Below are 25,547 nucleotides of genomic sequence, written 5' to 3'. Positions count from 1 at the left end.
AATTTTTAATTCCATTTACCAATCTTTCCCTTCCTGTTTCGGAGCACCTTTCACCTTACGTGCATTTACACGGTCTTGGATTTTTTTCTCTTCATTATTTACCGCGTCTAACAAATTTTGCATTCTATCTTTAGGCACATTCGTAGGCTTAGGTTGCGGGTTATTTTGGTCTTGATTCTGGTCTTTATTGTTATTAGGTTTGTCTTCCTTGTTTTTATTTTTATCGTTTTCGTCTTTGTTTTTATCCTGATTTTGGTCAGGCTTAGGTTTCTTGTCAGGACTATCCCCTTTTTTATCCTTCTTCTTATCATCATTTTTAGAAGGTGGATTATCTTTAAGCATTTTTTTTGCCAAAACATAATTATAGCGCGATTGTTCATCAGCAGGATTGTTACGTAAGGCATTTTTATAGGCTTCTACTGCTTTATCGTACGCTTTTTCCTTCATGTAGGCATTTCCTAAATTATGATAAGCATAATGCTTCTCATTTTTAGCTTTAGCTGATTCTACTGCTTTTGCGAAAGCAAATTTAGCTTCTCCCGCTTGGTTTTGCTTATAAATAGCATTCCCCAAATTGTACGCTGCAATCGCCTTTTTAGGATTATCACTTTTCGATACCCGATAATTAGCTTCTGCTTCGGCAAATTGCTTTTTATCAAATTGCGTATTTCCATCAGGCAAGGCAAAGTCCTTTTTCTGTTGCGCAAAAATACTAACAGAAATCAATACTAGGAGGTATCTTAATTTTCTTTTCATTTTTTTAACTACCATGCACTTACAAAAAACAAAAAATTCTTACAAGTACTATTTAATTCACTCTAAGAATACGATGCTTATTTCACACTGATTCTTAGAAAGCAACAAAATTATTTTTTTTCATTAAATAAATCCAATTTCTGAACCCATTTGGTTTTTCGCTCTAAAAGGAAAATATCCAAGAAGAACAAGAAGAAACCAAAACCCAAAAACCATTGAAACTGCGATTGAAAATTAGCCAACTCGGTTGCTTCAAATTCTGTTTTTTGGATATTATTAAGCGATTTACGGATAAAATCCACCACTTGTTTGGTATTAGCGCCATTAATGTAACCCCCTTTGGCACTTTTAGCAATAGCTTCTAAGGCTTCAGGACGTAACTTGGTGGTTACCGTTTCTCCAGTTTCTTTATCTTTATGATAACTCACCGAATTACCATTTCGAATAGGTATGGGACCACCTTTTAAGGTTCCTACACCAATAGTGATAATTTTAATTCCCTTTTTACGAGCTTGCGTAGCGGACTCTTGAGCACGCTCAGAATGGTCCTCGCCATCAGTTACCATAACTAGTACTTTGGCTGTATTTCCACTTCCTTCAAAATATTGTTCAGTCAACTGAATCGCCTCATCTAAATTACTCCCTTGTGAAGAAATCATTCCAGGATTCATTCCTTGCAAAAACATTTTAGCCGAGTTATAGTCAGTGGTAATAGGCAATACAGGAAAAGCACTCCCCGAATACGCAATAATACCTATACGGTCATTTCCTAAACTATTGATGATTTGCGAAACTAATTGTTTTCCTTTTTCTAAACGGCTTGGCGCCATGTCTTCGCAAAGCATACTCTTAGAAACGTCCACAGCAAAAACCATATCGATACCTTCGCGTTTCACCTTTTCAACCTTAGTTCCCATTTTTGGATTTACTAACGCCAAAATCAGCATAAACAATCCCGTTGCTATTACCGTGAATTTTAGCACGGGTTTAAAACGTGATTTCTCGGGACTTAATTTTTGCAATAACGAACTGTCTGCAAACAAGGCTTGCTTTTTTCTTTTCCAAACTTCTCCCCACAAGAAAATCGCTACCAATACGGGGATTAGTAACAGAAGGTAAAAATATTTTGATTCGTCTAATTCGTACATTTTAATTATGAGTTTTGAGTTATGAATTATGAGTTAATTTTAATCTTTGAATTAAGAAAATTTACAACTCATCACTTATAACTCATAATTTATAACTTTATATAAAACTTTTAAAAATCGTTTTTCGCAATATCCATTCAACAACTAACAACAAACCTGCCAGTAAAACCCAAGGGCGGAATTTCTCGTCATAATTAACAAACTTTAACTCATCTACTTTGGTTTTTTCAAGCTTATTAATTTCATTGTAAATTTTTTCCAAACCTGCATTATTGGTCGCTCTGAAATATTTTCCACCTGTTTTTTGAGCAATTCCTTTCATGAGTTTTTCGTCAATTTGAACAGGCATCATTTTAAACAAAAAGCCACCATTAGGCGCATAAGCATACGGAAACAAAGCGTTACCGTTGGTTCCTATTCCAATGGTGTATACTTTAATTCCTAAATCCGAAGCAATTTCAGCCGATGTTTGAGGGTCTAAAAAACCAGCGTTATTCACCCCATCAGTCATCAAAATAACTACCTTACTTTTCGCTTTGCTATCTTTCAATCGGTTTACTGCGGTGGCTAACCCCATCCCTATTCCGGTACCATCCTGTAATACATTGTCGTATTTAATATCGTTAATGGCTTGCAATACTACCGATTTATCACTGGTCACAGGTGTTTTTGTATAGGCTTCGGCCGCATACACCACAATTCCTATACGGTCATTGAAGCGTTCTTTAACAAAACTTGAAGCTACATTTTTTAGTGCTTCCATACGGTTAGGTTTTAAATCCTTTGCAAGCATACTTCCAGAAACATCGGAAGCAATAACAATATCTATCCCGTACGTACTATTAGACTTATTACTGATATCCACACTACGTGGTCGTGCCAATGCAACTATCATAGCGCTTAACGCTAACAAGCGCAAAACGAACAAACCGTGCTTGAATTTGGGCAATAAAGAAGTAGTTCCTTTAAACCCTTTGAGTGAACTGATTTTTAAAGTTGGTTTTTCTTGTTTGTGCTTTAACACATACCATAGTATCGCCAATGGCAATAATAGAAATAACCAAAAGAATTCCGGATTTAAAAAAGTAACATTTTTCATTATGGTGCTTTTTTAAGTTCAACAGATTTCAACATACGTTCGGCAATTTTTTGACCATTTTCGTCTCCTTCTTTAAAGGCAATCAATATTTGTTGCAAACCACCTTCTTGACTGAACAATAAGGTTTGGTAAATCATTCGTTCATCATTAAATAGTAATGTGCCATAGCCTTTCAACCCTTGTAATCCTTCTTTGGTTTTGAATTCCTCTTGCTTCACCACCATGTTTTCACAACCTTGCGATTGTAAAGTCTGTATCATTCCAGTCAAAGCTTGATTCAAATCGGCAGTTGTTTTTTGTTTAAATTCTGTAGCAGAAACAACAATGTTAAATTTTTGCAACAAACTTCCGTAATTAAACATCTGCGTTGATTTAATCAAATCCTTCGCATCGGCAGGAATCATTTTAGTCGCATCAATACGCGTGAGTACGGCTGGGGTTTCGATAACAATAGCTGGATTACCATATTCCGATTTAATCCAATCGGTTTGTACCAATTCTTTAGTTGAAGGTCCTGTGAATCCATTTTTAATAAAATCAATTCCTTAGTAATCGACGTAAAAATTAAAAACGCCAATACGACGAAACCTGCAATACCCGCTAAAGCCGTAATTTGCTTTTTGCGTGCTTGTTTCTTCAGCATTTCATCTTGTTCCTTTTGCCATTTCACACTCGTTTCATCAACCACTACAGGAATAGATTCGTGTATGGTGATAATACTTTTCTCGATTTTCTTTCTATCCTCGGCAATTTCAAAATCCAAAGGTTTTGATTGAGCAAATTTCACCAAATCAGCTTGTTTCAACACACGTTCTAACGATTCAACCGTTTCTTTAGACAATTTCAATTTACGTTTGTTGGCCGCTTGACGCAAAGCAATGATTAATTCCGAAGTGGTACTTTCTTTGGCTGGAATTTCGATAGCTTCTTCAATATAATCACGAGCAATATCGGTCATTTCTGAATAGTATGCCTTGATTTCCCCTTTTTCTAAAAATTGTTTTTTTTCTAACAACTGTAGTAAACCTGTTGCTTTTTCTATAGGAGTGCTGTATATAGGCTCTTCACTACTTTGTTTCTGATATTTTTTAAACAGATAAAAGCCTAAATAGACCAATCCGCCAATAAAGACAATGCCTAGTACATATTTCCACCAATCGCCCATGGGTCTTTCTGCTTCAAGTATAGGCTTGATGTCAAACATTTTCTGCTTTAACGTATCTACTTTCACATTAAAAACCTCAACCTTAACACTATCAGAAAATAGTTTTTTACCATTGATAAAAATAGGCATACGAGGAATAACCTGCTTTCCTGAATCAAATTGAATAAGACCGTATTTTTTTATCAATTCCAATCGACTCTCTTCTTTTACAGTATCTATCGGATAGGATTCAATCACCTCAAACGAACCAAAGGTTTTATCCTTCGGGAAATCTACTTTAGGAGTCGTACTTGATTTTACTTTCAGGGTCAACGTAAACTGCGCACCAATCTTATTTTTGGTGGTATCAATTTTCGTTTCCAACGATTGTGCAAAACCGATGGAAGAAAATAGGAGTAATATGTGTAAAAGTCGTTTCATTAATTTATTTTTTTCAACCACAAAGGACACAAGGCTTTTACGAAGCGCACAAAATATGGTGTACTTTGCGCTTTCTTTGTGGACTTAGTGGTTAAATAGCTTTATCTCGATTTGAAATACCCTAATAACTTCGTTACATAACTTTCATCTACACGGGTATGAACCGTTCCTGCTCCGCATTTTGAAAAAATGTCTTTGAAGTAACCTACTTTTTCTTGATAATATTTTTCGTACTGCAAACGCACGTTTTTAGAACCTGTGTTTACCCATTGCGTTTGTCCAGTTTCGGCATCTTGCATAGCAACTAACCCTATATTAGGCATTTCGGTTTCTCGTATGTCAAAAACGCGTACCCCAGTGATGTCGTGTTTCTTGCTGGCGATTTTCAATGTTTTTTCATAATCATCGTCCGTAATAAAATCCGAAATCATGAATACAATTGCTTTATTCTTTTGTGTAGCAGATAAGAATTGTAACGCCTGACCAATATTGGTTTGTTGGCTTTTAGGTTCAAATTCTATCAACTCTCGGATAATGCGCAACACGTGTGATTTTCCCTTTTTGGGTGGAATATACAATTCAATTTGGTCTGAGAACAAAATCAATCCAATTTTATCATTGTTTTGAGTAGCCGAAAACGCCAAGGTAGCCGCAATTTCAGTAACAATTTCGCTTTTCAGTTGATTTTTAGTTCCAAAACTCTCTGAGCCCGAAATATCCACCATGAGCATCATGGTCAATTCACGTTCTTCTTCAAAAACCTTTACATACGGTTCTTTGTAACGAGCCGTCACATTCCAATCGATAGCACGCACATCGTCTCCATATTGGTATTGACGCACTTCAGAAAAAGTCATTCCTCGACCTTTAAACGACGTATGATATTCCCCCGAAAATATATGGTCACTTAACCGACGGGTTTTGATTTCTATCTTACGAACTTTTTTGAGTAACTCTTTTGTTTCCATTGTTTCTTTGTTTCAGGTTTCAGGTTTTGTTTGTTTCAAGTTGCGTTAACATGAAACTTTAAACTTGAAACAAAAAATTAAGGCACTTCAATTTCGTTTACAATCTTGTTTATAATATCCACCGAAGTTACATTTTCAGCTTCCGCTTCATAGGTAATTCCTATACGGTGACGCAATACATCGTGTACTACCGCACGTACATCTTCAGGAATCACATACCCACGACGCTTGATGAATGCATAACATTTAGCGGCCACTGCCAAGTTGATACTACCACGAGGGGATGCACCAAAACTGATTAATGGTTTTAAAGATTCTAATTTGTATTTTTCTGGATAACGAGTAGCAAAAATGATGTCTAAGATGTATTTTTCAATCTTTTCATCCATGTACACCTCACGCACCGCTTCTTGCGCACGAAGAATTTGTTCGATAGAAACCACAGGTTTTACTTTATCGAAACTACCGCTCAAATTCTGACGAATCACCATACGTTCTTCTTCCATTTTGGGATAGTCGATTACGGTTTTCAACATAAAACGGTCAACTTGCGCTTCTGGCAACGGATAAGTTCCTTCTTGTTCAACAGGATTTTGCGTAGCTAATACTAAAAACGGCTTATCTAATTTGAAAGTACTATCGCCAATGGTTACTTGTTTCTCCTGCATGGCTTCTAGTAAAGCCGATTGCACTTTAGCTGGTGCACGGTTAATTTCATCTGCTAAGACGAAATTTGCAAAAACAGGCCCTTTCTTAATCGAAAAAGCATTGTCTTTCATATTGTAAATCATGGTTCCTACCACATCGGCAGGTAACAAATCAGGTGTAAACTGGATACGGCTAAAACTACCATGAACGGCTTGTGACAGGGTATTGATGGCTAAGGTTTTAGCTAATCCTGGCACCCCTTCCAACAAGATATGACCTTGTCCCAACAGTCCAATAAGCAAACGCTCTACCATGTGTTTTTGTCCTACAATGACTTTATTCATTTCCATTGTTAACAAATCGATAAAGGCACTTTCCCTTTCAATTTTTTCATTAATGGCTCTGATATCCAAAGTGGTTGTATTGTCTTCCATTGATTGTTTTTTTAAGGTCGTGAAATTAACATCTTATTCAATACGATGCAAATTGAAAATTTAAATGGTTTTAGGGTGTTAACAATCAGTTAAATATTACCATTTTACCGCTTATTAAGATTCATTTTATGAAAGCATTTTAGTATTTTTAAGAATCCATTGGGAATTAAACACCATGATTAACAAAAGATTACTCATAAAAAACCTATTAGCTCACAACGATGAGAACAGTTTCTATGATAAAAAAAGGCAACTCAACCTTCATAATCGCGAAGGAAAAGCAAAGTTTTTAAAACATATTTGCGCCTTATCGAATTCGAATCCGAATAACAATTCCTATATCGTTGTAGGGGTTGAAGACGAAAGCAACGAAATTGTTGGAGATGATTTTTTTGACGACAGTCGCATTCAAAATCTCGTCAATGCTTTTTTAGAAAATCCGCCAAAAATACAATACGAAAACATTCCTTTTCCTCAATTACCCAAAGAAAAAGTGGTGGGATTAGTCACCATCAAACCCAATCATAAGGTTTCGTATTTTAAAAAAGGAATTCACACGATTGAAACGGGCACTACTTTTAAACGCGTAGGAAGCAATACAGTTCCAACACTTGAAAAAATTGGGCATAGCAAGCTGAATACCCAAACGGTCATCAGTATAGAAAACAACTCCCGAAATAGCATTGAACACACCCTTGAAGGCGTTTTAGATTTTATGAATATCCGTCACAAGGACATGGAAACTCAATATAAAGTTTTTAAAGAACTCTTTATCATTTGCTGGGCAGGAAATAAAAAAACACTCCGCGGAGCGACTTTTTATTCGAGAGTAGATATTGAATTGATTAACGAACAGATTAAACTTTTTTATTCTGCACAAGATGAAGTTATCATTGATTTTTGCGACAGTATTTTTACCATCACTGAGTACATTCAATTGGGTTTAAATGACAAAACGAGTTATTATCCACTGGAAAAAGTAAGCATTTCTTTTTTTGATAATGGCTATTATAAGATGGAAAATGAGATTTTATTTGAACCGCCACAGTACAATAAAAAATTGTTGCATCACATCTACAATACAAACAAATCTTTATTAGAGAAACTAAGCAGAAACACGGCTTTAACAGAAAGAGATTTCAAAGACCTCGAAAACCTTCCACATACCTTGATGTTATGCTATTTGAACGGTTTTGAAAACGCAAAACAAAGGCTTATCGATTCAAAACCATACTTGAAACCTTTTCCTAAAATTTATATTTCGTTTAAAGAGGCTTTGAGGGTATTGCGGAAGATGAAGTATAAATAAAAAGGGCTTTTACTGCTAAGAGAGTAAAAGCCCTTTCACCTAAAAACTAACCATTAACCCTTAATTGATTATTATTTTTTTAGTTACTATACCGTTTTCCGCTTTTAGTTTAACAATATAAGTAGCAGTAGCTTGATCATTAATATTCCATTTACTTACAGATTCATTAGTATTCCCTAAATCTTTTTCAAACACTTTCTGACCAAGCATATTATAAACCTGTAGTTTTTCTAATGTTCTATTCAAAGTATTACTTATATGTATAGCTTTATCTGGATTTGAAAAATAAATAACAAACTCATTTGAAAAATCGGCTTCATGAACACTGAGCGTATTTTTTTCAAAACGAATTGAAAATCTATCTTTATATTCTCCTTTATCTAAAACAATTTTGACAGGATTAGAAAGATCATAATATTGATTTGAAACACTATCAAAAAGATATAAAGGCATATTTTTCTCAAAATTTTCCAATCCATTTAATTGAAAAATACATTCACCGGCATTTTCTAATTGCACCCCCAAAGCAATCTCTGATTTAAGGTTCAACTCATTAACCGCTTGAATAATAAATTTTCCATTTCCTATTGGCCAGAACATATCATCTTTATTTACATCTATCATAGGGGCGTCATAAGCTAAATCATATGAAGATGTGGCAGATTGATCTGCTCCAATAAGCAATTGTCGATTGACACCAGATGCCGAGGTGAATAACAATCTAATTTTTTTTCTAACATCTAGTGTCTCATCCGTTGCACTAGTGCGCATCATTACTGAATTACCACCAGATTCGGTCATAAATACACGTTGACTGTTCTTAAAATTAATTACACCTCCAGTTATTGCAGATAAGTTAGGATTATTAGTTGTCAAAGAACTATCTGCAGAAGCACTTATAAAGAAACCTTGCGCAACTGGGATGTACTTTTTAGGAATTTTAGTACCCGAAGCCCCAGTATTTGCCCCCATTGGATCATTAGAAACTGCTACTACTCCGCCCATTAAACTATAGGTTGCATAGCCACCCACATATGAAGCCAGATAGTGCGAATAGCCACCAAAATGATCCCAAAAATACAATACTCCATTAAACTTGTTTGTACTTGCATTTCCGCCATCTTTAATATTATCTTTTATAAATTTATCTGCATCTAAAGCCGATGGATAAGGATTTCCAACTAAATAAGTCTGATCGACACCCAAAGTTACATTTATATCTCCATTATTAGGTTTGCCTACAAAGACTAAATTTTGCTCAACAAATGGCGTTACACCTCCATCACAACCCTTCATTATAAAACCTTCTCCAACATTAATTGTACTATTACTGTCTATTTTCACCCAATTGGCATAAAGATTTGCACTAGAACTGTATTTATACAACCATCGATTTGAAATCTTGATTGGGTAAGTAGCTGGTCCATCTGCAAAATAAATACCATCACCAAAATTTATAGCTGTAGTATTAAACGGATTAGAAATAACATCAGTTCCATCTTTTAAAACATTTCCCAAGGTATAATTCACATTATTTGTTGATACAGGTGAAGACCAATAAGTATAGTGGAAACTACTTTTCTTTCCTTGCTGATCTCTAAATAAACGACCTGTACCAGCATTATTATTTATACCATTGCCATTTTGAACCAGTTGCGCTTCGTTGGTCAAACGCAAATCGCCACTTTGTAGATACAAACTATTAGCAACTGTTAATTGAAAATTATCAGGCAAAATAATTCCTTTTGCACCATTAGTAGCATTTAAAGTCAAATTATAAAATTGCTCATTATTTTTCACACTTTGATTAATATATTGTATTTGATTAGCAGTGGTACCTGCAAAAACTACTGTACCATTTCCTGAAGTAAATACTCCGTTATTTTTCCAATCCTTCCCAATATTTAATTTAGAAGCATTTGACATGGTCAAACTTGCAGAACCACTAATCAACAAATCTCTTGCGTTTGCAATTCCTGAATACACAATTGCCTTTGGAGTAGAGGCGTCAATATTAGGCATATTTGCTGAACCTGATGGAATCACCACATCAGTTGTAATAGCTGGTGGATTGTCTCCTCCTCCAGACCAATTCAAACAATCAAACCAATCGGTACTTTTCATGCCTGTCCAAACCCCAGGAGTCCCGTTTAATACATTTATATTTGCAACTGTATTAAAATCAGCCGCGATAGCAGTACATTTTGAATCACTTAAAGCAGTAATTCGGTATGTTTTATTTACTGCTAAATTTGGTGTATTAAAAATATATGGATTTACATTTGTTGTAACAGAAGTCGCTGTAGTACCATCGCTATATGTAATATTCCAAGGTCCAGTTCCTGATAATGCAATACTTAATGTGGCTGGTGTACTATTACAAACCGTTTGACTGGGACCAATTGTAGCTGTAGGACGTTGATTAACTGTAACTGTTACATATGAAGTTCCTAATGAACCACTACTTGAACAAGAACTGGTTCCATTGATCAAAAATGTAGAACGTACACCATATGTAGTTGTAACTGGAGGAGTGACCGTAAATGTAGTCCCTGTACCTACTACATTACCATTGCCATCAATCCATTCGGTAGCAATATTTGTAGGGGTAGAAGGAATACTTAATTCATCAATTGCCCATAAACTATCAGTATTATTAGAAAAATAAGTGAATTTCAATCTTAGATTTGATTGCCCTACATAGCTACTTAAATCAATATTTTGTAAAGTTGTAAAAGGATTAAAGTTACCTGTAGTAGCAGCCACACCTGTAAGACTATATATTAACGCTGGGTAGCTTGCCCCTCCATCAAATGATAATTCAATTTTTATAGAAGCTCCTGCCAATAAGTTATAAGCGTGTTTAAATTGTAAAGTAGCAGAAGCTAAACCAGTAGTACTAAAGGTTGAAGTTTCCATATAAGAAGTACCATTGTAAGGCGCATACCATAAATTACCATGAGCAATAGCAAATTTACCATTTGCTGTGCAAACAATTCCTGAATAGGTACCACCATTAGTAGCGCTTAAGGCAAAAGGATTTTCATTCGTATTACTCCCTCCGGAATGAAGGTAATTACCAGAATATTGCCCATCTGTACCCCAACCTGTCGGATTTGCGTCCGAGAAAGCTCCTGCGCTTCCCAAATACTGATTCGTGGCATAACCACTTGTTTGTGCATTTAAAACAGAGCTATCGCCATTACAAATGGTTGCTGGACTTGCAGTAACAGGATTTGGCTTAATGTTAGGAATAACATTAACCATCACTCGGTTAGATTTTACAGAGCCACATAATCCCCCGTCATTTACAGATGCTCTAAAAACGGTACTAATAGTTAACCCCGAATAATTATACGCAACCAAATTAGCCGTATTAGCAATTGTACTCCAAGTTGTCCCACCATCAATAGATCGTTCCCAATATTCAACATTACCTATTTGACCTGTTAAATTCAATTGACCAGTAGGACTACTATAACAAACAGTAGCGGGATTATACCCTGATACATCAGTTAAACTTCCTCCATAAGCAGAAAAATTCACGGTTATAGTACTTCCCAAAGTTGAAGTACCACAACCGCCTGTAGGCGAAACCACATAATTAAATATTCCAGAAGCAGTGGGAATACCAGAAATAGTAACGACTCCCGCATTATAGGTATAACTTACACCTGCAGGCAGATTAGAGACCGTGGCTCCCGTTGCATTAGTTATGGTGTAATGTATAGGGGTTATAGCAGTATTTATACATAGAATTTGATCATCATTATCTATAGATGAAATAGAACTATCAGAGTTTACAGTTATAGTAACCTTTGTACTATTTACTTTTGAACAACTACCTGTATAAATTAGAATATTATAAGTAGTAGTTACACTTGGACTCACTGTAAAGGTAAGATTTCCTCCATTTCCTGCTTGAGGCAATCCTACATTGGCATTATTGGAATCATCGCGCAATTGATAATTCACTCCAGACACACTGAGAAACAAAGTAATACTAGTCGATTGACCTTGACAAATAGTAACTCCAGCCGAAACACCTCTATCCTTACATGTTTGACCCGATGCTAAATGTGAAAATAAAACCAAAACTAAGAAAAGTCTAATCTGTTTCATAAGCAATAATTTTAGTTAACAATAAATTAGTAACCGTATTACAACTGTAGGTAATCTGAGGACTATACTAACAAGTAAACAGAATAGATTTTGGGGTAAATTCGTTTCTGTTTTATAAAGTTATCCATAAATAACTTCTGAATTTCAAAGACTTATCAATTTTCGATTATATGTTTTTATCACCCGATTAATGGAATTTCATTGGTTAAAAAATATAACTGATTTTAGTTAACTTCTTTATATCAATCAAGATTAACGGCAAAAAAAACCGTTTTTATAACTTTACACTCACAGAAATCATTGAGTATAAAAAATTTACAAGTATGTATTTTGAAATAAAATCACTAAATTGTAATTTCTGTCGAAATAAACACTACTAAAAATGCTCTTCAACAGCTTTATTTTTTGGATTTTTCTTGCACTAGTGTTACCCATATATGTTTTTTTGAAAAACGAACGTTTCAAAAAGATATGGTTATTACTAACAAGTTTGTTTTTTTATGGCTATTGGGAATGGAAATGGCTATCTCTTTTAATTTTTTCCATAGCCCTTAATTTTTATTTGGGAAATAAATTAGAAAAATCAGTAAAATACCTGAAAGCCATACTCATTTTTGGTATTTCTTTAAACTTAGGCATGCTCGCCGTTTTCAAATACTTTAATTTTTTTATTGAAAATTTGAATTATTTTTTCCCTATTGAAACACTCCATTTGGTATTACCTATAGGTATTTCTTTCTATACTTTTCACGCCATAGGCTACCTGCTAGATATTTACAGAAAAGACATAGAAAGCACCAAGTCTTGGTTAGATTTTAGCTTGTACATGTGTTTTTTTCCTTTTTTGATAGCGGGACCAATTGTAAGGGCCAAACACTTCCTTCCGCAATTGAAAAATAAACTTATCATTTCTAAAACGCAATGGCAGGAAGCCTTCTTTCTTATTTCCATCGGGTTGTTTCAAAAGGTAATGATTGGAGATGCTTGCGGTAGAATGGTGGATGCTATTTTTTATGATTTCAGCAAATATGCCACCTTTGAAATCATTTGTGCCACGCTACTTTTTTCATTTCAAATTTATGCTGATTTTGCTGGGTATTCTAATATAGCCCGTGGATTAGGAAAACTATTTGGTATTGAGTTCTTACCCAATTTTGCCCAACCTTATTTCAGTAAAAACATCAAAGAATTTTGGTCGCGATGGCATATTTCGCTTTCTAGTTGGTTACGGGATTATCTGTATATCCCTTTGGGCGGAAACAAAAATGGAGAATTTCGTACCTTGCGCAACCTACTTCTAGTAATGACACTAGGCGGTCTTTGGCATGGTGCCGGTTGGAATTTTGTACTATGGGGGTTATACCACGGTACCCTATTAGTATGGTTTCGTAAATGGTCTTGGGATTTCAAGAATAAATATTTGAATATCCTTTTCACTTTTTTTCTCGTTACCATAGGTTGGTTTTTATTCCGAATCCACTCACTAAACGAAATCAACACCTTATATCATAAATTGCTAGCATTTGAATTTGGACAATTCCCATTACGTTATCTAAAAATGGTACTAAGTTTTGGAGTAATTATAACACTGATAGATGGGCTTCAACTAAAACATCGAAACGATGCGTTTTTAGTCGCTTACAAAAACAAAGCCTTTGTAACAGGCATCGCTTGCATGATGATAATTGTAAGTTTTTTATACATTTTTATTAAAAAACCATCTCCTTTTATTTATTTTCAATTTTGAGACAAAAACTAAAAATACTCGTTCAATTTTTGCTAGGTTGTAGCTTTGCCTTTGTGGTATTGGAATGCTTTTTAAAAATTTCAGAAGTTAAATTACCTTATAAAACATTTGACCCACAACTAGGAAAAACCTACCTTCCCAATGCGCTTATCCATGAAAATAGAGAAGCCTTATATATCAACAAAACGAATGCCTTTGGATTTATTGGAAATGCTTTACCTCATAAAAAGCCCAATACCATTCGCATAGCCGTTTTTGGCGATTCGTTTGTAGAAGCGATTCAGTTGGCGCGCAAATATAATTTTTGTTCGATACTTGAGCGTAATTTAAATCAAAACGGGAAACAACGTTTCGAGGTCATCAACTTTGGACTCAGCAATTCGGTATTGCCCGATGTGTATGTGCGAAAAAAACGTTTAGCAGAAAAATTCCACATCGATTATTACATTTACTTTTTCGATAGTTATGATTTGATTTTGGACAGCCAAAGTGTACTTAACCCTATTGCTATTGACGACCATTTAAACATCCAATCAAATACTTCTAAAGCAGTGCAATTTTATTCAAAAATTCAACCAGTGATTGACAATAGTTCGTTTACCAATATGTTTTTAGAAGCTTATATTTTACATACACGTGGCGAAAGCAAAAAGATATTCTTAGACAAATTTTACCAGCCCGATACCACGGCTATCGACTATTCGTACTACGATTATTATTTCAAAAATTTCCCTAAAAAAAACAGAAAAATGCTACAGGCTTTACTTTCCGAAAAGAGTTTGCTAGTCTTTAACGAAAAGGTTGAAAAAGAATTAAAAAAGACCTTAGCCCAAAATAACATTGCTTATTATGAAACAGAAAAGGCACTGGAAACCCTAAGAGAAAAAGGTATAAATCCTTACTATTGGGGCAACTCTAATATGAAAGGGCACTTTAATTATGAAGCCCATCAGGTTGTGGGTAATTTGTTGACTGAACTAGTAAAAAACAAACTCAAAAAAGAAGCCACTCAATGAGTGGCTTACTAAATTATATAAAAACTGCTTAGTTCCTAACAATGGCTACAAATCAAACCCCATATGAACCCCTAATTTTGTAGCAATAATCTTAGCGATTTTTTCTTTTAAATCAGGAATTTTGACACTAGCGGTTACTTCATTCGTAAAAGCGTACATTAATAATGCTTTCGCTTCTTTTTTAGGAATCCCGCGTTGTTGCATATAGAACATAGCACTTTCATCCAATTGTCCTATGGTACAGCCGTGTGAACATTTTACATCGTCTGCATAAATTTCCAATTGAGGCTTCGCGTTAATCGTTGCTTTATCCGTCAATAAGATGTTGCTATTTTGCTGAAAAGCATCTGTTTTTTGAGCTTCTTTTTCTACAAAAATCTTACCATTGAACACTCCTGTTGATTGGTCATTTAAAATACATTTGTAGTTCTGATGACTCTCACAGTTAGGCTGCGCATGGTGTACCAAAGTATAATGGTCGACATGTTGTTTATCGCCTAAAATAGTAATCCCTTTTAAAGTTGAGTCAATACGCTCACCTTGGTGATAGAAATTCAAATTGTTACGCGTGATATTGCCACCAAAAGAAAACGTATGCACCGAAACACGACTTTCTTGTTTTTGAGCAATGTAGGTGTTGTCAATCAAGTTTGCGGTTTGTACATCGTTTTGGATTTTATAATAATCAACGATAGCGCGTTTTTGAGCAAAAATTTCAGTCACTGCATTAGTCAACACAGGATTTTCATTCAAACTTTGGTGACGCTCCACGATTTGCACATGAGCATTTTCACCTACCACAACCAAATTACGCGGTTGTACCATTAAAGCCGCTTCATTTCCTGTTGAGAAATAAATGATTTCAATAGGTTTTTCAACCACAGTACTTTTTGGCACGTTGATATAAGCCCCTTCAAAAGCGAATGCTGTATTCAAAGTCGTCATTGACTCTTCTTTGCTTGCAATTTGATTGAAGTAGGTATCAATGACCATTTTGTATTTTGGTTTAGTTAATGCTGACGACATCAAGCAAACATCTAATCCATCATGAGTCGTAGATGATAAAAATGTACTAAAAACACCATCAATAAAGATTACTTTGTAGGTATCTATATTATTGATGAAATATTTCTTTACATCTTTAATATCAATAGCATGTTCTTTTTTAGGAAAAATGCTAAAGTCGTTCTTTAAAATCGCGTTTAAAGAAGTATATTTCCAAGCCTCCTCTTTTTTAGTAGGGAAACCTTTTTCTTCAAAGTTTTTTAAGGCAGAAGTTCTTAAGTCATGCAACTCCGTAGTTACATCTACTCTTTCTTCAAACGCCATAAATGAGGAAAGTAATTTTTCTTTTAAATCCATTTTTTCAAGTTTACAGTTTACAGTTTTAAGTGTTCAGTGCTCACTGCACACTGAATACTGCCACTGATTACTGAATTTCGTTTTTTATCCAATCATACCCTTTTTCTTCTAATTCTAAAGCTAATTCTTTAGTACCAGACTTCACGATTTTACCGTCCATTAAAACGTGTACAAAATCAGGAATGATATAATCTAATAAACGTTGGTAGTGCGTGATAACTAAAACGGCGTTGTTTTCGTTTTTCAACTTGTTTACTCCATTAGCTACGATACGAAGCGCATCGATATCTAAACCTGAATCAGTTTCATCAAGGATAGCAATTTTAGGTTCTAACATTGCCATTTGGAAAATCTCGTTACGTTTCTTTTCACCACCTGAGAAACCTTCGTTTAAAGAACGCGAAAGGAACTTTCTATCCATTTCTAACAATTCAGACTTCTCACGGATTTTTTTCAACATTTCGTTCGCTGGCATTTCTTCTTCGCCATTGGCTTTACGTTTTTCGTTGATAGCGGTTTTGATGAAATTTGTTACCGATACCCCTGGAATTTCCACAGGATATTGGAACGATAAAAACACCCCTTTGTGTGCTCTTTCCTCAGGAGCCAGTTCAGAAATATCTTCACCTTCTAGAATGATTTCTCCTTCTGAAACTTCATAATTTTCGTTACCCGCAATGATGGATGACAAGGTAGATTTACCAGCCCCATTAGGCCCCATAATGGCGTGTACTTCACCCGCTTTAATTTCAAGGTTGATTCCTTTTAATATTTCTTTGTCCTCTACTGAGGCGTGTAAATTTTTAATCTTTAACATTTTGTTTAAAGTTTAAAGTTTAAGGTTTAAAAGTTATTTGAACTTCGTCCCTTTAAAATCATTATTATTTAAATACGTAATAAAATTATTTATTCTATCACTTAATTTTTCATATTCAGAAACTAGACTATTTAACTTTTCTTGATTGATATAATCATTATCAAATAATCTATATAATTGAGAACGAGTCTCCCCTGCAGAACCTTTAGCAATTGATAAAAATTGTCTAAACTCAAGATTACCATTTCGTTCAAACCCTTCAGCAATATTATCCATAACTGAACCTGCTGATGCTTTAATTTGGTCTTTCAATCTAAAATCTGACTTTAAATCCGTTTCTTTTGAAATTAGAATTATCTCTTTAGAAAGTTTGCGGGCTTCTTGCCAGATATCTAAATCCTCGAATCTCTTAATTGTCGCCATTTTCAGTTGTTTAACGTTAGAAAAACCTTAAACTTTAAACAAATCATTTAGGCTAACCATTTCAATTTCAGCATCCGCATTAAAATGTTTATTTCCAAGATACTGCATTCCTAAATATTCGGCTGATTTTCGAAATGGAATATAAAAATCATAATCCAGCTCGTTTTCAAAATCATGTGAGTTTGAAATCACAGCCATTTTTTTTCCTCTTAGTTTCCGTCCCCAATCTTTTTCAATTTTGAGAAAAGCGGATAATCTATCAAAAAACACTTTCATAATGCCACTCATACTGTACCAATAAATAGGTGTAGCAAAAATGATAGTCTCATACTTTTCAATTATCTCCTTCATTAACGGAAGAAAATCATCATTTATATTTTTGTTCTCGTAATCGTAGTACGAAAAATTATAATCAATTAGATTGACCACTTCAACATTAGTTTGGCTCACAAAAGCATCTACTATTTTTGTCGTATTTCCGTTTTTACGAGAAGAGCCAACAATTATTACACTTTTATTCATTATTCGTAATGTCCTTTTAATGAAATAATACTTAAAATATCGATAGTATTTTCGTCAATTATTTCATAAATAATTCTATGTTCAGCATCAATTCTTCTAGACCAGTAACCAACCAATTCATATTTTAATGCTTCTGGTTTTCCTAGGCCTTCATAAGGATGTAATTGAATATCTTTAATTAATTCCGATATCTTTTTAATAATTTTTTTATTTCCAGATTTAGACCAAAATTCTAGATCGCTTTTTGCTTTTTTAGAATACCTTATTTCCATAGATTATCCAATTCCTCCATAGAAATTTTCACATACTTCCCTTCACGAACTTCTTTTGCTGAGTCTAAAATTTCCTTCACAAACTCAGGATTGTAGGGCTTCTCCTCTTTTTCAATTTCGAAACCTAAAGCTTTTGCTAGCGATTTAATCACAGCAAAATCCTTCTTCTTAACATTTTTCAAAATTATGTCCATATCCTTTTTGTTTAGAGCTTTTGTTTAAAATATAAATTTAATCTTTATATCTTAAATTTTAAACTATTTATCCTACAGAACCTTCTAATGAAATTTCCAATAGTTTTTGTGCTTCTACCGCAAACTCCATTGGTAATTTATTTAAAACTTCTTTACTGAATCCATTTACGATAAGCGCAATCGCCTTTTCGGTAGGAATACCACGTTGGTTACAGTAAAAAATTTGGTCTTCCCCAATTTTGGAAGTGGTTGCTTCGTGCTCAATTTGTGCCGAGGCATTCTTTGATTCGATATACGGGAAGGTATGCGCACCACAATTGTTCCCCATCAATAACGAGTCACATTGTGAGAAATTACGAGCATTATTAGCACGTGAGCTAACTTGCACCAATCCTCTATAGCTGTTTTGTGATTTTCCTGCTGAAATTCCTTTAGAAATAATGGTCGATTTTGTATTATTCCCCAAGTGAATCATTTTGGTTCCTGTATCTGCTTGCTGGAAATTATTGGTAACCGCAATAGAATAAAATTCTCCAATCGAGTTATCCCCTTTCAATATACATGAAGGGTATTTCCAAGTTACTGCAGAACCCGTTTCTACTTGTGTCCAAGAAATTTTTGCATTCTTTTCACACAAACCACGTTTGGTTACAAAGTTGAATACTCCACCTTTACCTTCTTTATTCCCTGGATACCAGTTTTGAACGGTAGAATACTTAATTTCCGAGTCATCCAAAGCAATTAATTCAACCACCGCCGCATGCAATTGGTTTTCATCACGACTTGGTGCAGTACAACCTTCTAAATAAGAAACATAACTACCTTCATCAGCGACTACTAACGTACGTTCAAACTGGCCTGTTCCTCCTTGATTGATACGGAAATAGGTAGATAATTCCATAGGACAACGAACACCTTTTGGAATATAACAAAAACTTCCGTCAGAAAATACCGCAGAATTTAAAGCGGCATAAAAATTATCTGTAGTAGGCACCACAGAACCGATATATTTTTTTACCAATTCAGGATGTTCTTGAATGGCTTCTGAAATCGAACAGAAAATAATGCCTTTTTCAGCCAAAGTCTTTTTGAAAGTAGTGGCTACCGAAACGGAATCCATTACGATATCAACAGCTACCCCAGCTAATTTCTTTTGCTCATCAATAGAGATTCCTAACTTTTTGAAAGTCTCTAATAATTCAGGGTCAACTTCGTCTAAGCTTTCGTATTTATCTTTCTTTTTAGGCGCTGAATAATAAGAGATAGCTTGGAAATCTGGTTTTTCATACTGCACATTTGCCCATTCAGGCTCTTCCATAGCACTCCAAATACGGAAAGCTTCTAAACGCCATTCCGTCATCCATTCTGGTTCATTTTTCTTTTTAGAAATAGCACGAACAATATCCTCGTTTAAACCCGCAGGAAACGTTTCGCTCTCGATATCGGTATAAAAACCGTATTCGTACTCTTTGTTTTCTAAGTCAACTTTTAAATCGTCTTCTGTATACTTACTCATATTTGATTTAAAGATTAAAAAATTTAAAGATTTGGTAAATCAACAAATTTCAAATCACTTATTTATTTCTAATTTGGAACTTAAGTATTTAATGAAGTTTGAAATATTTTGCGAAATTTCGATACTCAAAATTATACTTTCTTGAGTTTCATCAAAGGAATAAAAATCTAATTCTCTCCCTAAGATTAACATATTTCTAACTTCAGCACAACTTCCTTTTGCAATTTTCAAAAATCTAATAAATTGTTTATTGCTATTATATTCCGATCCTTCAGCAATATTATTAGTTATAGAAATTACTGCTCGTTTTAATTGATCTTTAAAACCATATTCTTTGTCAACCGAAGATTGATTCAATAATTTAAATATTTGTTTAGTAAGCAAAACACCCTTTTGATGCACTTCAAATTCTTCAAAAGATTTTGCCATATTTTTTAAATTATTTAATTTTTCAATCTTTAAATTTTACAACGAAAAACTTTCTCCACACCCACACGTACGTTGCGCGTTTGGATTATTAAAAACAAAACCTTTACCATTTAAACCACCTGAATACTCTAAGATAGTCCCAATTAAATAAAGATATGACTTCTTCTCCACAGCAATTTTCACATTACTATCTTCAAAAACTTTGTCGTTGTCACTGATTTCTTTATCAAACTTTAATTCATAAGACAATCCGGAACAACCACCGCTTTTCACCCCTACGCGTACATAATCTTGAGAAGCATCAAAGCCGTCATCCTTCATCATTTCGATGATTTTCTTACTAGCTGATTCTGAAACTTGTATCATTTTTATTTTGATTTTGTCTAAATTAACTGCAAAGGTACAACATAAAATCGCTTTTTCATAATCTCCAAACTTTGAAAAAACTATAGAGTCATAAAATATTTTTATTTTGATCATTTAATTTGTTTATTTGTGACATTACATACAAAACATTAAACTTTATGGAACTTAACAAACAAGAAACTAAAAGTTATTTGATGGATTTTCACGGAAAAGGGGAAAATTTTTTCGGAATCATTATCATTAATTGGTTATTAACCACGATAACTCTAGGTTTTTATTACCCTTGGGCTAAAGAGAAAAAACTTAAATTCCTTTATGGAGAAAGCACACTCGACAATTCACCTTTTGAATTCCACGGTACAGGAAAAGAAATGTTTAAAGGTTTTATAACCGCAGTGGGGATTTTCATCGCACTTTTTGCCATCACTTTTTCTTTAATGAGTATTAACAAAACTGCTGGTATTTTATTTTTATATGCAGCACTTTTCTGCATAATTCCTGTTGCAATTCATGGCACTTACAAATATAGAATGTCTAGAACTTCATGGAGAGGTATTCGTTTTGGGTATCGTGGTGATAGAAAAGAACTAATTGTTAATTTTTTAAAATGGACTGCTTTAACCGTAATTACACTTGGTCTATATGGTTCATGGTTTACTATTAACCTAAGAAAGTATATTGTTAAGAACTTACGCTTAGGTAGTATTGAGATGGATTATGAAGGTGAAGGTACAGAATATTTTATGCTTAATTTAAAAGGTATCTTATTAACCCTAGTTACTTTTGGTATTTACAGCTTTTGGTGGCAAAAGGACATTTTTCACTACTATATCAATAACCTAAAAATGAGAAAAGGGAATGAAGAGTTAAATTTCAACACAAACATTACAGGCGGAGAATTGTTTGTAACTATGCTTATCAACAACTTAATCGTTATGTTTACTTTAGGTATTGGCTATGCTTGGGCACAAATGCGTCTTATGAAATTTGCACTTTCTTCTATAGAACTAGAAGGAAATCTAGATTTAAAAAACATTCAACAAACAGAAGCAGAATACAAAAATGCGACTGGTGAAGACCTTGGGGATATGTTAGACATGGATTTAGTTATCTAGTGATGATTATAAAAAACAATGCTGTTTATTTTGATGGGGTTTCCTCAAAACCCCATCAAACTGAACTTTTTTTAGACAAGAAAAAGAATTCTTTTTATTTTGAAATCGAGAATCTAGGCTGGAAAAACTGGCCTTTAACCGAAGTCAATTTTGTACACAGAGCCGAATTGCTCATTCTACAATTGAAATCAGATGAAATGCAAACGGTGCAAATTTCAGATACCCGTTTTGTGACTCAACTAAAAAGTTACCTATCTGACACCAAACAATTATCTTGGTACGATAAATTAATTAACTCAAGCTTTAAAATTCATTTAACCATTGCTTTTGCAATTCTAGGATTAATTATTTTAACCTACATCTACATAATACCATGGGTGGGTGAAAAATCGGTCTATCTTTTACCTGATAGTTTTGACAAGGAAATTGGGAATACTGCATTTGCAGAGGCTATGCTTACGGAACATGTTGAAAGTAAAAAAACCGCTCTTCTAGAGGATTTTACAAAAGAATTAAAACTTCGTAAAGACAAACCGCTACACTTCACCATAGTAGACTCTGATATTTTAAATGCATTTGCCTTACCCGATGGAAATATTGTAATTTACACAGGTATTCTAGATAAAATGAAATCCTATGAAGAATTAATTGCTTTAATAGGTCATGAATCAGCACATGTTTACAATAGGCACTCCATGAAATTAATGTGTCGTGATTTATCCGGATACATTTTTATCTCTACCATCTTGGGTGATGTAAATGGTGTTATGGCTGTTATAGGCGAACATGCTAACAGTCTACAATCATTATCTTATTCACGGAACTTTGAAAAAGAAGCAGATGAACAAGGTCTCGCTTTTATGATAACCAACAAAGCAAATCCGAAGGGGATTACTGATTTGTTTTCGAGATTGCAAGAAGAAGAAAAAGAAATGGATATTAGCATACCCGAATTTCTAAGTTCTCACCCTGTGACCAAAGAACGAATAAAAAACATGAAAACATTGATTTCGAAATCTAACATCGAATATGAAAAGAATGAAAAGCTAATTCGTATTTTTCAAAATTTAAAAAAAGATTAACCACTCCCAATGAGTGGTTTTTTTTTATTTTAGCCAGATAAAATTTATTTCTAAATGAAAATTCACGCTATAGAATCTGGAAACTTCAAATTAGATGGTGGCGCCATGTTTGGGGTGGTCCCTAAATCCATCTGGAATAAAACCAATCCTGCCGATGTAAACAATCAAATTGAGCTTGCCGCGCGTTGTATGCTAATAGAAGAAGGCAATCGTTTAATCCTTATTGATACGGGTATGGGTAACAAACAATCGGAGAAATTTTTCGGTTATTATTCGCTTTGGGGCGAACATTCACTCGATAATTCTTTACAAAAATTAGGATTTCATAAAGACGATATTACAGATGTGTTTATGACCCACTTGCATTTTGACCATTGTGGCGGTAGTGTGGTGTGGAATAAAGACCGTACAGGATATGAAGTTGCTTTTAAAAATGCAACGTTTTGGACCAATCAAAACCATTGGGAATGGGCAACACAGCCCAATGCTCGCGAAAAAGCCTCATTTCTTTCAGAAAACATTTTGCCCATGCAAGAAAGCGGACAATTAAAATTCGTCGAACGACCAAAGGGTGATTTTGGATTTGCATCCGAATTAGGTTTTGATATTTTTTATGCCGATGGCCATACCGAAAAACAAATGATTCCGCATATAAATTATAATGGGAAAACCATTGTTTTCATGGCCGACCTTTTGCCTACAGCGGGACATATACCACTCCCTTATGTGATGGGATATGACACCAGACCGTTATTGACCTTACCTGAAAAAGAAAAATTTTTGAGAACTGCCGCTCAGAATAACTTTTATCTTTGGCTAGAACATGACGCTCACAACCAAATCATTACCGTGGAAGAAACAGAAAAAGGCGTACGCTTAAAAGAAACTTTTACCTGCGCTGATATATTAATCTAATGTTAAATACTTAATCATTTTTAAATATAAATCTGATATTTATAGCCTAATTACTTACTTATGAGAATTTTAAGACAAATTACTTTTACAGGTGTCATCGGTATGATGATTGCAAGTTGCAGTGCCCCAAAAGGACTTGTTAGTGTTGACCCTGCAAAAATTGACCAACGCCCATTAAAAATGGCTCCCGTAGCAGAAAAAGATTTAAAACGTTGGAGTCACCTCGATTTAGACAAAGATACCATTCCAGGCATGAGTGTAGACAAAGCTTATGCTGAAATTCTGAAAGGAAAAAAAGTAAATAAAATTATTGTTGCCGTGGTCGATTCAGGAATTGACATTGAACATGAAGATTTAAAAGCTGCAGTTTGGAAAAACCCTAAAGAAATTCCAGGTAATAAAAAAGACGATGACAACAATGGCTATATTGATGATATCAACGGTTGGAATTTCTTAGGTGATTCTGATAATGAACAATTGGAAGCAACAAGAATCGTAAAAAAAGGAAATGATGGCTCTGTGCAATATGAAAATGCATTAGCAATTGTTACTCAAAAAAAAGCAGAGATAGAACCTAACAAACAACAGCTAGATGCTATTTTGAATGCCGATAAAATGGTTTCGGAACATCTTAAGAAAACCAATTACACCTTGGCAGAAGTTAAAGCAATTAAAACAACCGAACAAGGTCTGTTACAGTCTCAAAATATCATTACTCAAGTTTTAACTAACATGGGCGGTGACAAGGCTAAGTTTGATTCGGAAATTGGCGAATTTAAAGAATATGTTTACGACCAATTGAACTATAACCTAAACACCGAATTCAACGGTCGTAAAGTGGTAGGTGATAATCCGTATGACTTTAACGACAAAAAATATGGAAACGCCAACGTAATTGGTCCAAAAAAAGAAAGCGGAAAACACGGGACTCACGTAGCGGGTATTATTGCACAAGCGCGTAATAACGGTAAAGGTGGTGACGGAGTAGCTTCTGATTACGTGCAAATCATGGCATTAAGAGCCGTTCCTAATGGAGACGAATACGATAAAGATATCGCTTTAGCTATTCGTTACGCTGTTGATAATGGCGCAAAAGTTATCAATGGTAGTTTTGGTAAAGCCTTTTCTCCTAACAAAGAATGGGTTTATGATGCTATCAAATATGCGGCAGCTAAAGATGTCTTATTTGTACATGCCGCAGGAAATGATGCTGAAAATATCGATGTGAAACCTAATTACCCAAATGATGCTGATGGTAAAAACCCTGAATTTGCAGACAATGTATTAACCATTGGTGCATTAAATTACGAATATGGTTCAAAACAAATGGCTAATTTCTCGAACTACGGTAAAGAAAATGTAGACGTTTTTGCACCAGGCGTAAAAATTTATGCAACGGTACCAGATAACAAATACGAATATTTACAAGGTACTTCAATGGCATCGCCTAATGTGGCAGGTGTTGCCGCTTTAATCCGCGCTTGTTACCCAACACTAACCGCTGCGCAAGTAAAACACATTATTATGGACTCAGGAACACCTTTGACCAATACTTTTACATTAGCAGGGGAAGCGGGCGAAGCAACAACTTTTGATAAGATTTCAAAATCAGCTAAAATTGTTAATGCATATAACGCCTTAAAAATGGCAGAAAAATTAGCTAAAAAATAACTCTTAGTTAAAATTACTATATTTGGAAGGG

Annotated in this window: 22 protein-coding genes and 1 pseudogene; 7 read left to right on the top strand and 16 right to left on the bottom strand. The window is 34.5% G+C overall.

From position 1 onward, the window contains the following. Nucleotides 1-15 precede the first annotated feature (15 nt). The 6 genes and pseudogenes from ACQY29_RS05320 to ACQY29_RS05295 all read right to left on the bottom strand — a co-directional run bounded on the left by ACQY29_RS05320 (nucleotide 16) and on the right by ACQY29_RS05295 (nucleotide 6,638). Entirely contained in the window at nucleotides 16-756 is a 741-nt protein-coding gene (locus ACQY29_RS05320) for a tetratricopeptide repeat protein (RefSeq protein WP_428224208.1), read from the bottom strand. A gap of 110 nt (nucleotides 757-866) precedes the next feature. Beyond that, entirely contained in the window at nucleotides 867-1,904 is a 1,038-nt protein-coding gene (locus ACQY29_RS05315) for a vWA domain-containing protein (protein ID WP_428224207.1), read from the bottom strand. Between the two features lie 97 nt (nucleotides 1,905-2,001). Beyond that, nucleotides 2,002-3,003: a vWA domain-containing protein gene (locus tag ACQY29_RS05310; RefSeq protein WP_428224206.1), complete on the bottom strand. Its 1,002-nt coding sequence runs from the start codon at nucleotides 3,001-3,003 to the stop codon at nucleotides 2,002-2,004. Beyond that, nucleotides 3,003-4,588, bottom strand: a pseudogene (locus ACQY29_RS05305) (hypothetical protein). Before ACQY29_RS05305 ends, ACQY29_RS05310 begins: the two are co-directional and overlap by 1 nt. A gap of 101 nt (nucleotides 4,589-4,689) precedes the next feature. Further along, nucleotides 4,690-5,556, bottom strand: a complete 867-nt coding sequence (locus tag ACQY29_RS05300) for a DUF58 domain-containing protein (protein ID WP_428224205.1) — start codon at nucleotides 5,554-5,556, stop codon at nucleotides 4,690-4,692. Nucleotides 5,557-5,633: 77 nt separating this feature from the next. Further along, nucleotides 5,634-6,638 carry an AAA family ATPase gene (locus ACQY29_RS05295; RefSeq protein ID WP_428224204.1) on the bottom strand — a complete coding sequence of 335 codons (1,005 nt, stop codon included), beginning with the start codon at nucleotides 6,636-6,638 and terminating at the stop codon, nucleotides 5,634-5,636. Between the two features lie 175 nt (nucleotides 6,639-6,813). On the opposite strand from ACQY29_RS05295, the gene ACQY29_RS05290 reads away from it, so the two are divergent. Next, nucleotides 6,814-7,947, top strand: coding sequence for an ATP-binding protein (locus ACQY29_RS05290; RefSeq protein WP_428224203.1), 1,134 nt, complete (start codon nucleotides 6,814-6,816; stop codon nucleotides 7,945-7,947). A 60-nt stretch (nucleotides 7,948-8,007) separates the two neighbouring features. On the opposite strand, the gene ACQY29_RS05285 is transcribed toward ACQY29_RS05290, so the two are convergent. Beyond that, nucleotides 8,008-12,069, bottom strand: a complete 4,062-nt coding sequence (locus ACQY29_RS05285) for a T9SS type A sorting domain-containing protein (protein WP_428224202.1) — start codon at nucleotides 12,067-12,069, stop codon at nucleotides 8,008-8,010. A 562-nt stretch (nucleotides 12,070-12,631) separates the two neighbouring features. Between ACQY29_RS05285 and ACQY29_RS05280 the strand changes: the two genes are divergently transcribed. Further along, nucleotides 12,632-13,816 carry an MBOAT family O-acyltransferase gene (locus ACQY29_RS05280; protein ID WP_428224201.1) on the top strand — a complete coding sequence of 395 codons (1,185 nt, stop codon included), beginning with the start codon at nucleotides 12,632-12,634 and terminating at the stop codon, nucleotides 13,814-13,816. Then, on the top strand, nucleotides 13,813-14,832 hold the full coding sequence (locus ACQY29_RS05275; RefSeq protein ID WP_428224200.1) for a hypothetical protein: 1,020 nt from the start codon (nucleotides 13,813-13,815) through the stop codon (nucleotides 14,830-14,832). Before ACQY29_RS05280 ends, ACQY29_RS05275 begins: the two co-directional genes overlap by 4 nt. Before the next feature lie 45 nt (nucleotides 14,833-14,877). On the opposite strand, the gene sufD is transcribed toward ACQY29_RS05275, so the two are convergent. The 9 genes from sufD to ACQY29_RS05230 all read right to left on the bottom strand — a co-directional run bounded on the left by sufD (nucleotide 14,878) and on the right by ACQY29_RS05230 (nucleotide 20,733). Further along, nucleotides 14,878-16,194: a Fe-S cluster assembly protein SufD gene (gene sufD, locus ACQY29_RS05270; RefSeq protein ID WP_428224199.1), complete on the bottom strand. Its 1,317-nt coding sequence runs from the start codon at nucleotides 16,192-16,194 to the stop codon at nucleotides 14,878-14,880. 67 nt (nucleotides 16,195-16,261) lie between these two features. Then, nucleotides 16,262-17,011 carry a Fe-S cluster assembly ATPase SufC gene (sufC, locus tag ACQY29_RS05265; RefSeq protein WP_428224198.1) on the bottom strand — a complete coding sequence of 250 codons (750 nt, stop codon included), beginning with the start codon at nucleotides 17,009-17,011 and terminating at the stop codon, nucleotides 16,262-16,264. 33 nt (nucleotides 17,012-17,044) lie between these two features. Beyond that, nucleotides 17,045-17,434: a four helix bundle protein gene (locus ACQY29_RS05260; protein WP_428224197.1), complete on the bottom strand. Its 390-nt coding sequence runs from the start codon at nucleotides 17,432-17,434 to the stop codon at nucleotides 17,045-17,047. A 27-nt stretch (nucleotides 17,435-17,461) separates the two neighbouring features. Next, nucleotides 17,462-17,956 (bottom strand): flavodoxin family protein, encoded by a 495-nt coding sequence (locus tag ACQY29_RS05255; protein WP_428224196.1) that lies wholly within the window; start codon nucleotides 17,954-17,956, stop codon nucleotides 17,462-17,464. After that, nucleotides 17,956-18,228, bottom strand: coding sequence for a Txe/YoeB family addiction module toxin (locus ACQY29_RS05250; RefSeq protein ID WP_428224195.1), 273 nt, complete (start codon nucleotides 18,226-18,228; stop codon nucleotides 17,956-17,958). Before ACQY29_RS05250 ends, ACQY29_RS05255 begins: the two co-directional genes overlap by 1 nt. Then, nucleotides 18,219-18,422 carry a DUF2683 family protein gene (locus ACQY29_RS05245; protein ID WP_428224194.1) on the bottom strand — a complete coding sequence of 68 codons (204 nt, stop codon included), beginning with the start codon at nucleotides 18,420-18,422 and terminating at the stop codon, nucleotides 18,219-18,221. The genes ACQY29_RS05250 and ACQY29_RS05245 overlap by 10 nt, the downstream gene beginning before the upstream one ends. A 67-nt stretch (nucleotides 18,423-18,489) precedes the next feature. After that, nucleotides 18,490-19,938, bottom strand: coding sequence for a Fe-S cluster assembly protein SufB (gene sufB, locus ACQY29_RS05240; protein WP_428224193.1), 1,449 nt, complete (start codon nucleotides 19,936-19,938; stop codon nucleotides 18,490-18,492). A 54-nt stretch (nucleotides 19,939-19,992) separates the two neighbouring features. Beyond that, on the bottom strand, nucleotides 19,993-20,367 hold the full coding sequence (locus ACQY29_RS05235) for a four helix bundle protein (RefSeq protein WP_428224192.1): 375 nt from the start codon (nucleotides 20,365-20,367) through the stop codon (nucleotides 19,993-19,995). A 36-nt stretch (nucleotides 20,368-20,403) separates the two neighbouring features. After that, a complete protein-coding gene (locus tag ACQY29_RS05230) occupies nucleotides 20,404-20,733 on the bottom strand; it encodes a HesB/IscA family protein (RefSeq protein WP_428224191.1) in 330 nt (109 codons plus the stop codon). A gap of 158 nt (nucleotides 20,734-20,891) precedes the next feature. On the opposite strand from ACQY29_RS05230, the gene ACQY29_RS05225 reads away from it, so the two are divergent. From ACQY29_RS05225 to ACQY29_RS05210, 4 genes are read left to right on the top strand one after another with little or no spacing between them, the layout of a single operon-like run. Continuing rightward, a complete protein-coding gene (locus tag ACQY29_RS05225; protein ID WP_428224190.1) occupies nucleotides 20,892-21,848 on the top strand; it encodes a YjgN family protein in 957 nt (318 codons plus the stop codon). Nucleotides 21,849-21,850: 2 nt separating this feature from the next. After that, complete coding sequence (locus ACQY29_RS05220) at nucleotides 21,851-22,930, top strand: M48 family metallopeptidase (RefSeq protein ID WP_428224189.1); 1,080 nt, start codon at nucleotides 21,851-21,853, stop codon at nucleotides 22,928-22,930. A gap of 54 nt (nucleotides 22,931-22,984) precedes the next feature. Next, nucleotides 22,985-23,845: an MBL fold metallo-hydrolase gene (locus tag ACQY29_RS05215; RefSeq protein ID WP_428224188.1), complete on the top strand. Its 861-nt coding sequence runs from the start codon at nucleotides 22,985-22,987 to the stop codon at nucleotides 23,843-23,845. Between the two features lie 60 nt (nucleotides 23,846-23,905). Beyond that, a complete protein-coding gene (locus tag ACQY29_RS05210) occupies nucleotides 23,906-25,516 on the top strand; it encodes a S8 family peptidase (protein ID WP_428224187.1) in 1,611 nt (536 codons plus the stop codon). Nucleotides 25,517-25,547 lie beyond the last annotated feature (31 nt).

The sequence above is a fragment of the Flavobacterium sp. genome, assembly GCF_965262375.1.
In the GTDB taxonomy this organism is placed as follows: Bacteria; Bacteroidota; Bacteroidia; order Flavobacteriales; family Flavobacteriaceae; genus Flavobacterium.
The sequence above is the reverse complement of the archived record's forward strand: the minus strand, read 5'-3'. Positions and strand labels throughout refer to the sequence as shown.

Coding starts and splice junctions, on each gene's coding strand:
- ACQY29_RS05220 (WP_428224189.1), top strand. CDS start 21,851: ATGATTATAAAAAACAATGCTGTTTATTTTGATGGGGTTTCCTCAAAA.
- sufC (WP_428224198.1), bottom strand. CDS start 17,011: ATGTTAAAGATTAAAAATTTACACGCCTCAGTAGAGGACAAAGAAATA.
- ACQY29_RS05245 (WP_428224194.1), bottom strand. CDS start 18,422: ATGGACATAATTTTGAAAAATGTTAAGAAGAAGGATTTTGCTGTGATT.
- ACQY29_RS05290 (WP_428224203.1), top strand. CDS start 6,814: ATGATTAACAAAAGATTACTCATAAAAAACCTATTAGCTCACAACGAT.
- ACQY29_RS05215 (WP_428224188.1), top strand. CDS start 22,985: ATGAAAATTCACGCTATAGAATCTGGAAACTTCAAATTAGATGGTGGC.
- ACQY29_RS05285 (WP_428224202.1), bottom strand. CDS start 12,069: ATGAAACAGATTAGACTTTTCTTAGTTTTGGTTTTATTTTCACATTTA.
- ACQY29_RS05310 (WP_428224206.1), bottom strand. CDS start 3,003: ATGAAAAATGTTACTTTTTTAAATCCGGAATTCTTTTGGTTATTTCTA.
- ACQY29_RS05230 (WP_428224191.1), bottom strand. CDS start 20,733: ATGATACAAGTTTCAGAATCAGCTAGTAAGAAAATCATCGAAATGATG.
- sufD (WP_428224199.1), bottom strand. CDS start 16,194: ATGGATTTAAAAGAAAAATTACTTTCCTCATTTATGGCGTTTGAAGAA.
- ACQY29_RS05300 (WP_428224205.1), bottom strand. CDS start 5,556: ATGGAAACAAAAGAGTTACTCAAAAAAGTTCGTAAGATAGAAATCAAA.
- ACQY29_RS05295 (WP_428224204.1), bottom strand. CDS start 6,638: ATGGAAGACAATACAACCACTTTGGATATCAGAGCCATTAATGAAAAA.
- sufB (WP_428224193.1), bottom strand. CDS start 19,938: ATGAGTAAGTATACAGAAGACGATTTAAAAGTTGACTTAGAAAACAAA.
- ACQY29_RS05315 (WP_428224207.1), bottom strand. CDS start 1,904: ATGTACGAATTAGACGAATCAAAATATTTTTACCTTCTGTTACTAATC.
- ACQY29_RS05255 (WP_428224196.1), bottom strand. CDS start 17,956: ATGAATAAAAGTGTAATAATTGTTGGCTCTTCTCGTAAAAACGGAAAT.
- ACQY29_RS05225 (WP_428224190.1), top strand. CDS start 20,892: ATGGAACTTAACAAACAAGAAACTAAAAGTTATTTGATGGATTTTCAC.
- ACQY29_RS05320 (WP_428224208.1), bottom strand. CDS start 756: ATGAAAAGAAAATTAAGATACCTCCTAGTATTGATTTCTGTTAGTATT.
- ACQY29_RS05250 (WP_428224195.1), bottom strand. CDS start 18,228: ATGGAAATAAGGTATTCTAAAAAAGCAAAAAGCGATCTAGAATTTTGG.
- ACQY29_RS05260 (WP_428224197.1), bottom strand. CDS start 17,434: ATGGCGACAATTAAGAGATTCGAGGATTTAGATATCTGGCAAGAAGCC.
- ACQY29_RS05235 (WP_428224192.1), bottom strand. CDS start 20,367: ATGGCAAAATCTTTTGAAGAATTTGAAGTGCATCAAAAGGGTGTTTTG.
- ACQY29_RS05210 (WP_428224187.1), top strand. CDS start 23,906: ATGAGAATTTTAAGACAAATTACTTTTACAGGTGTCATCGGTATGATG.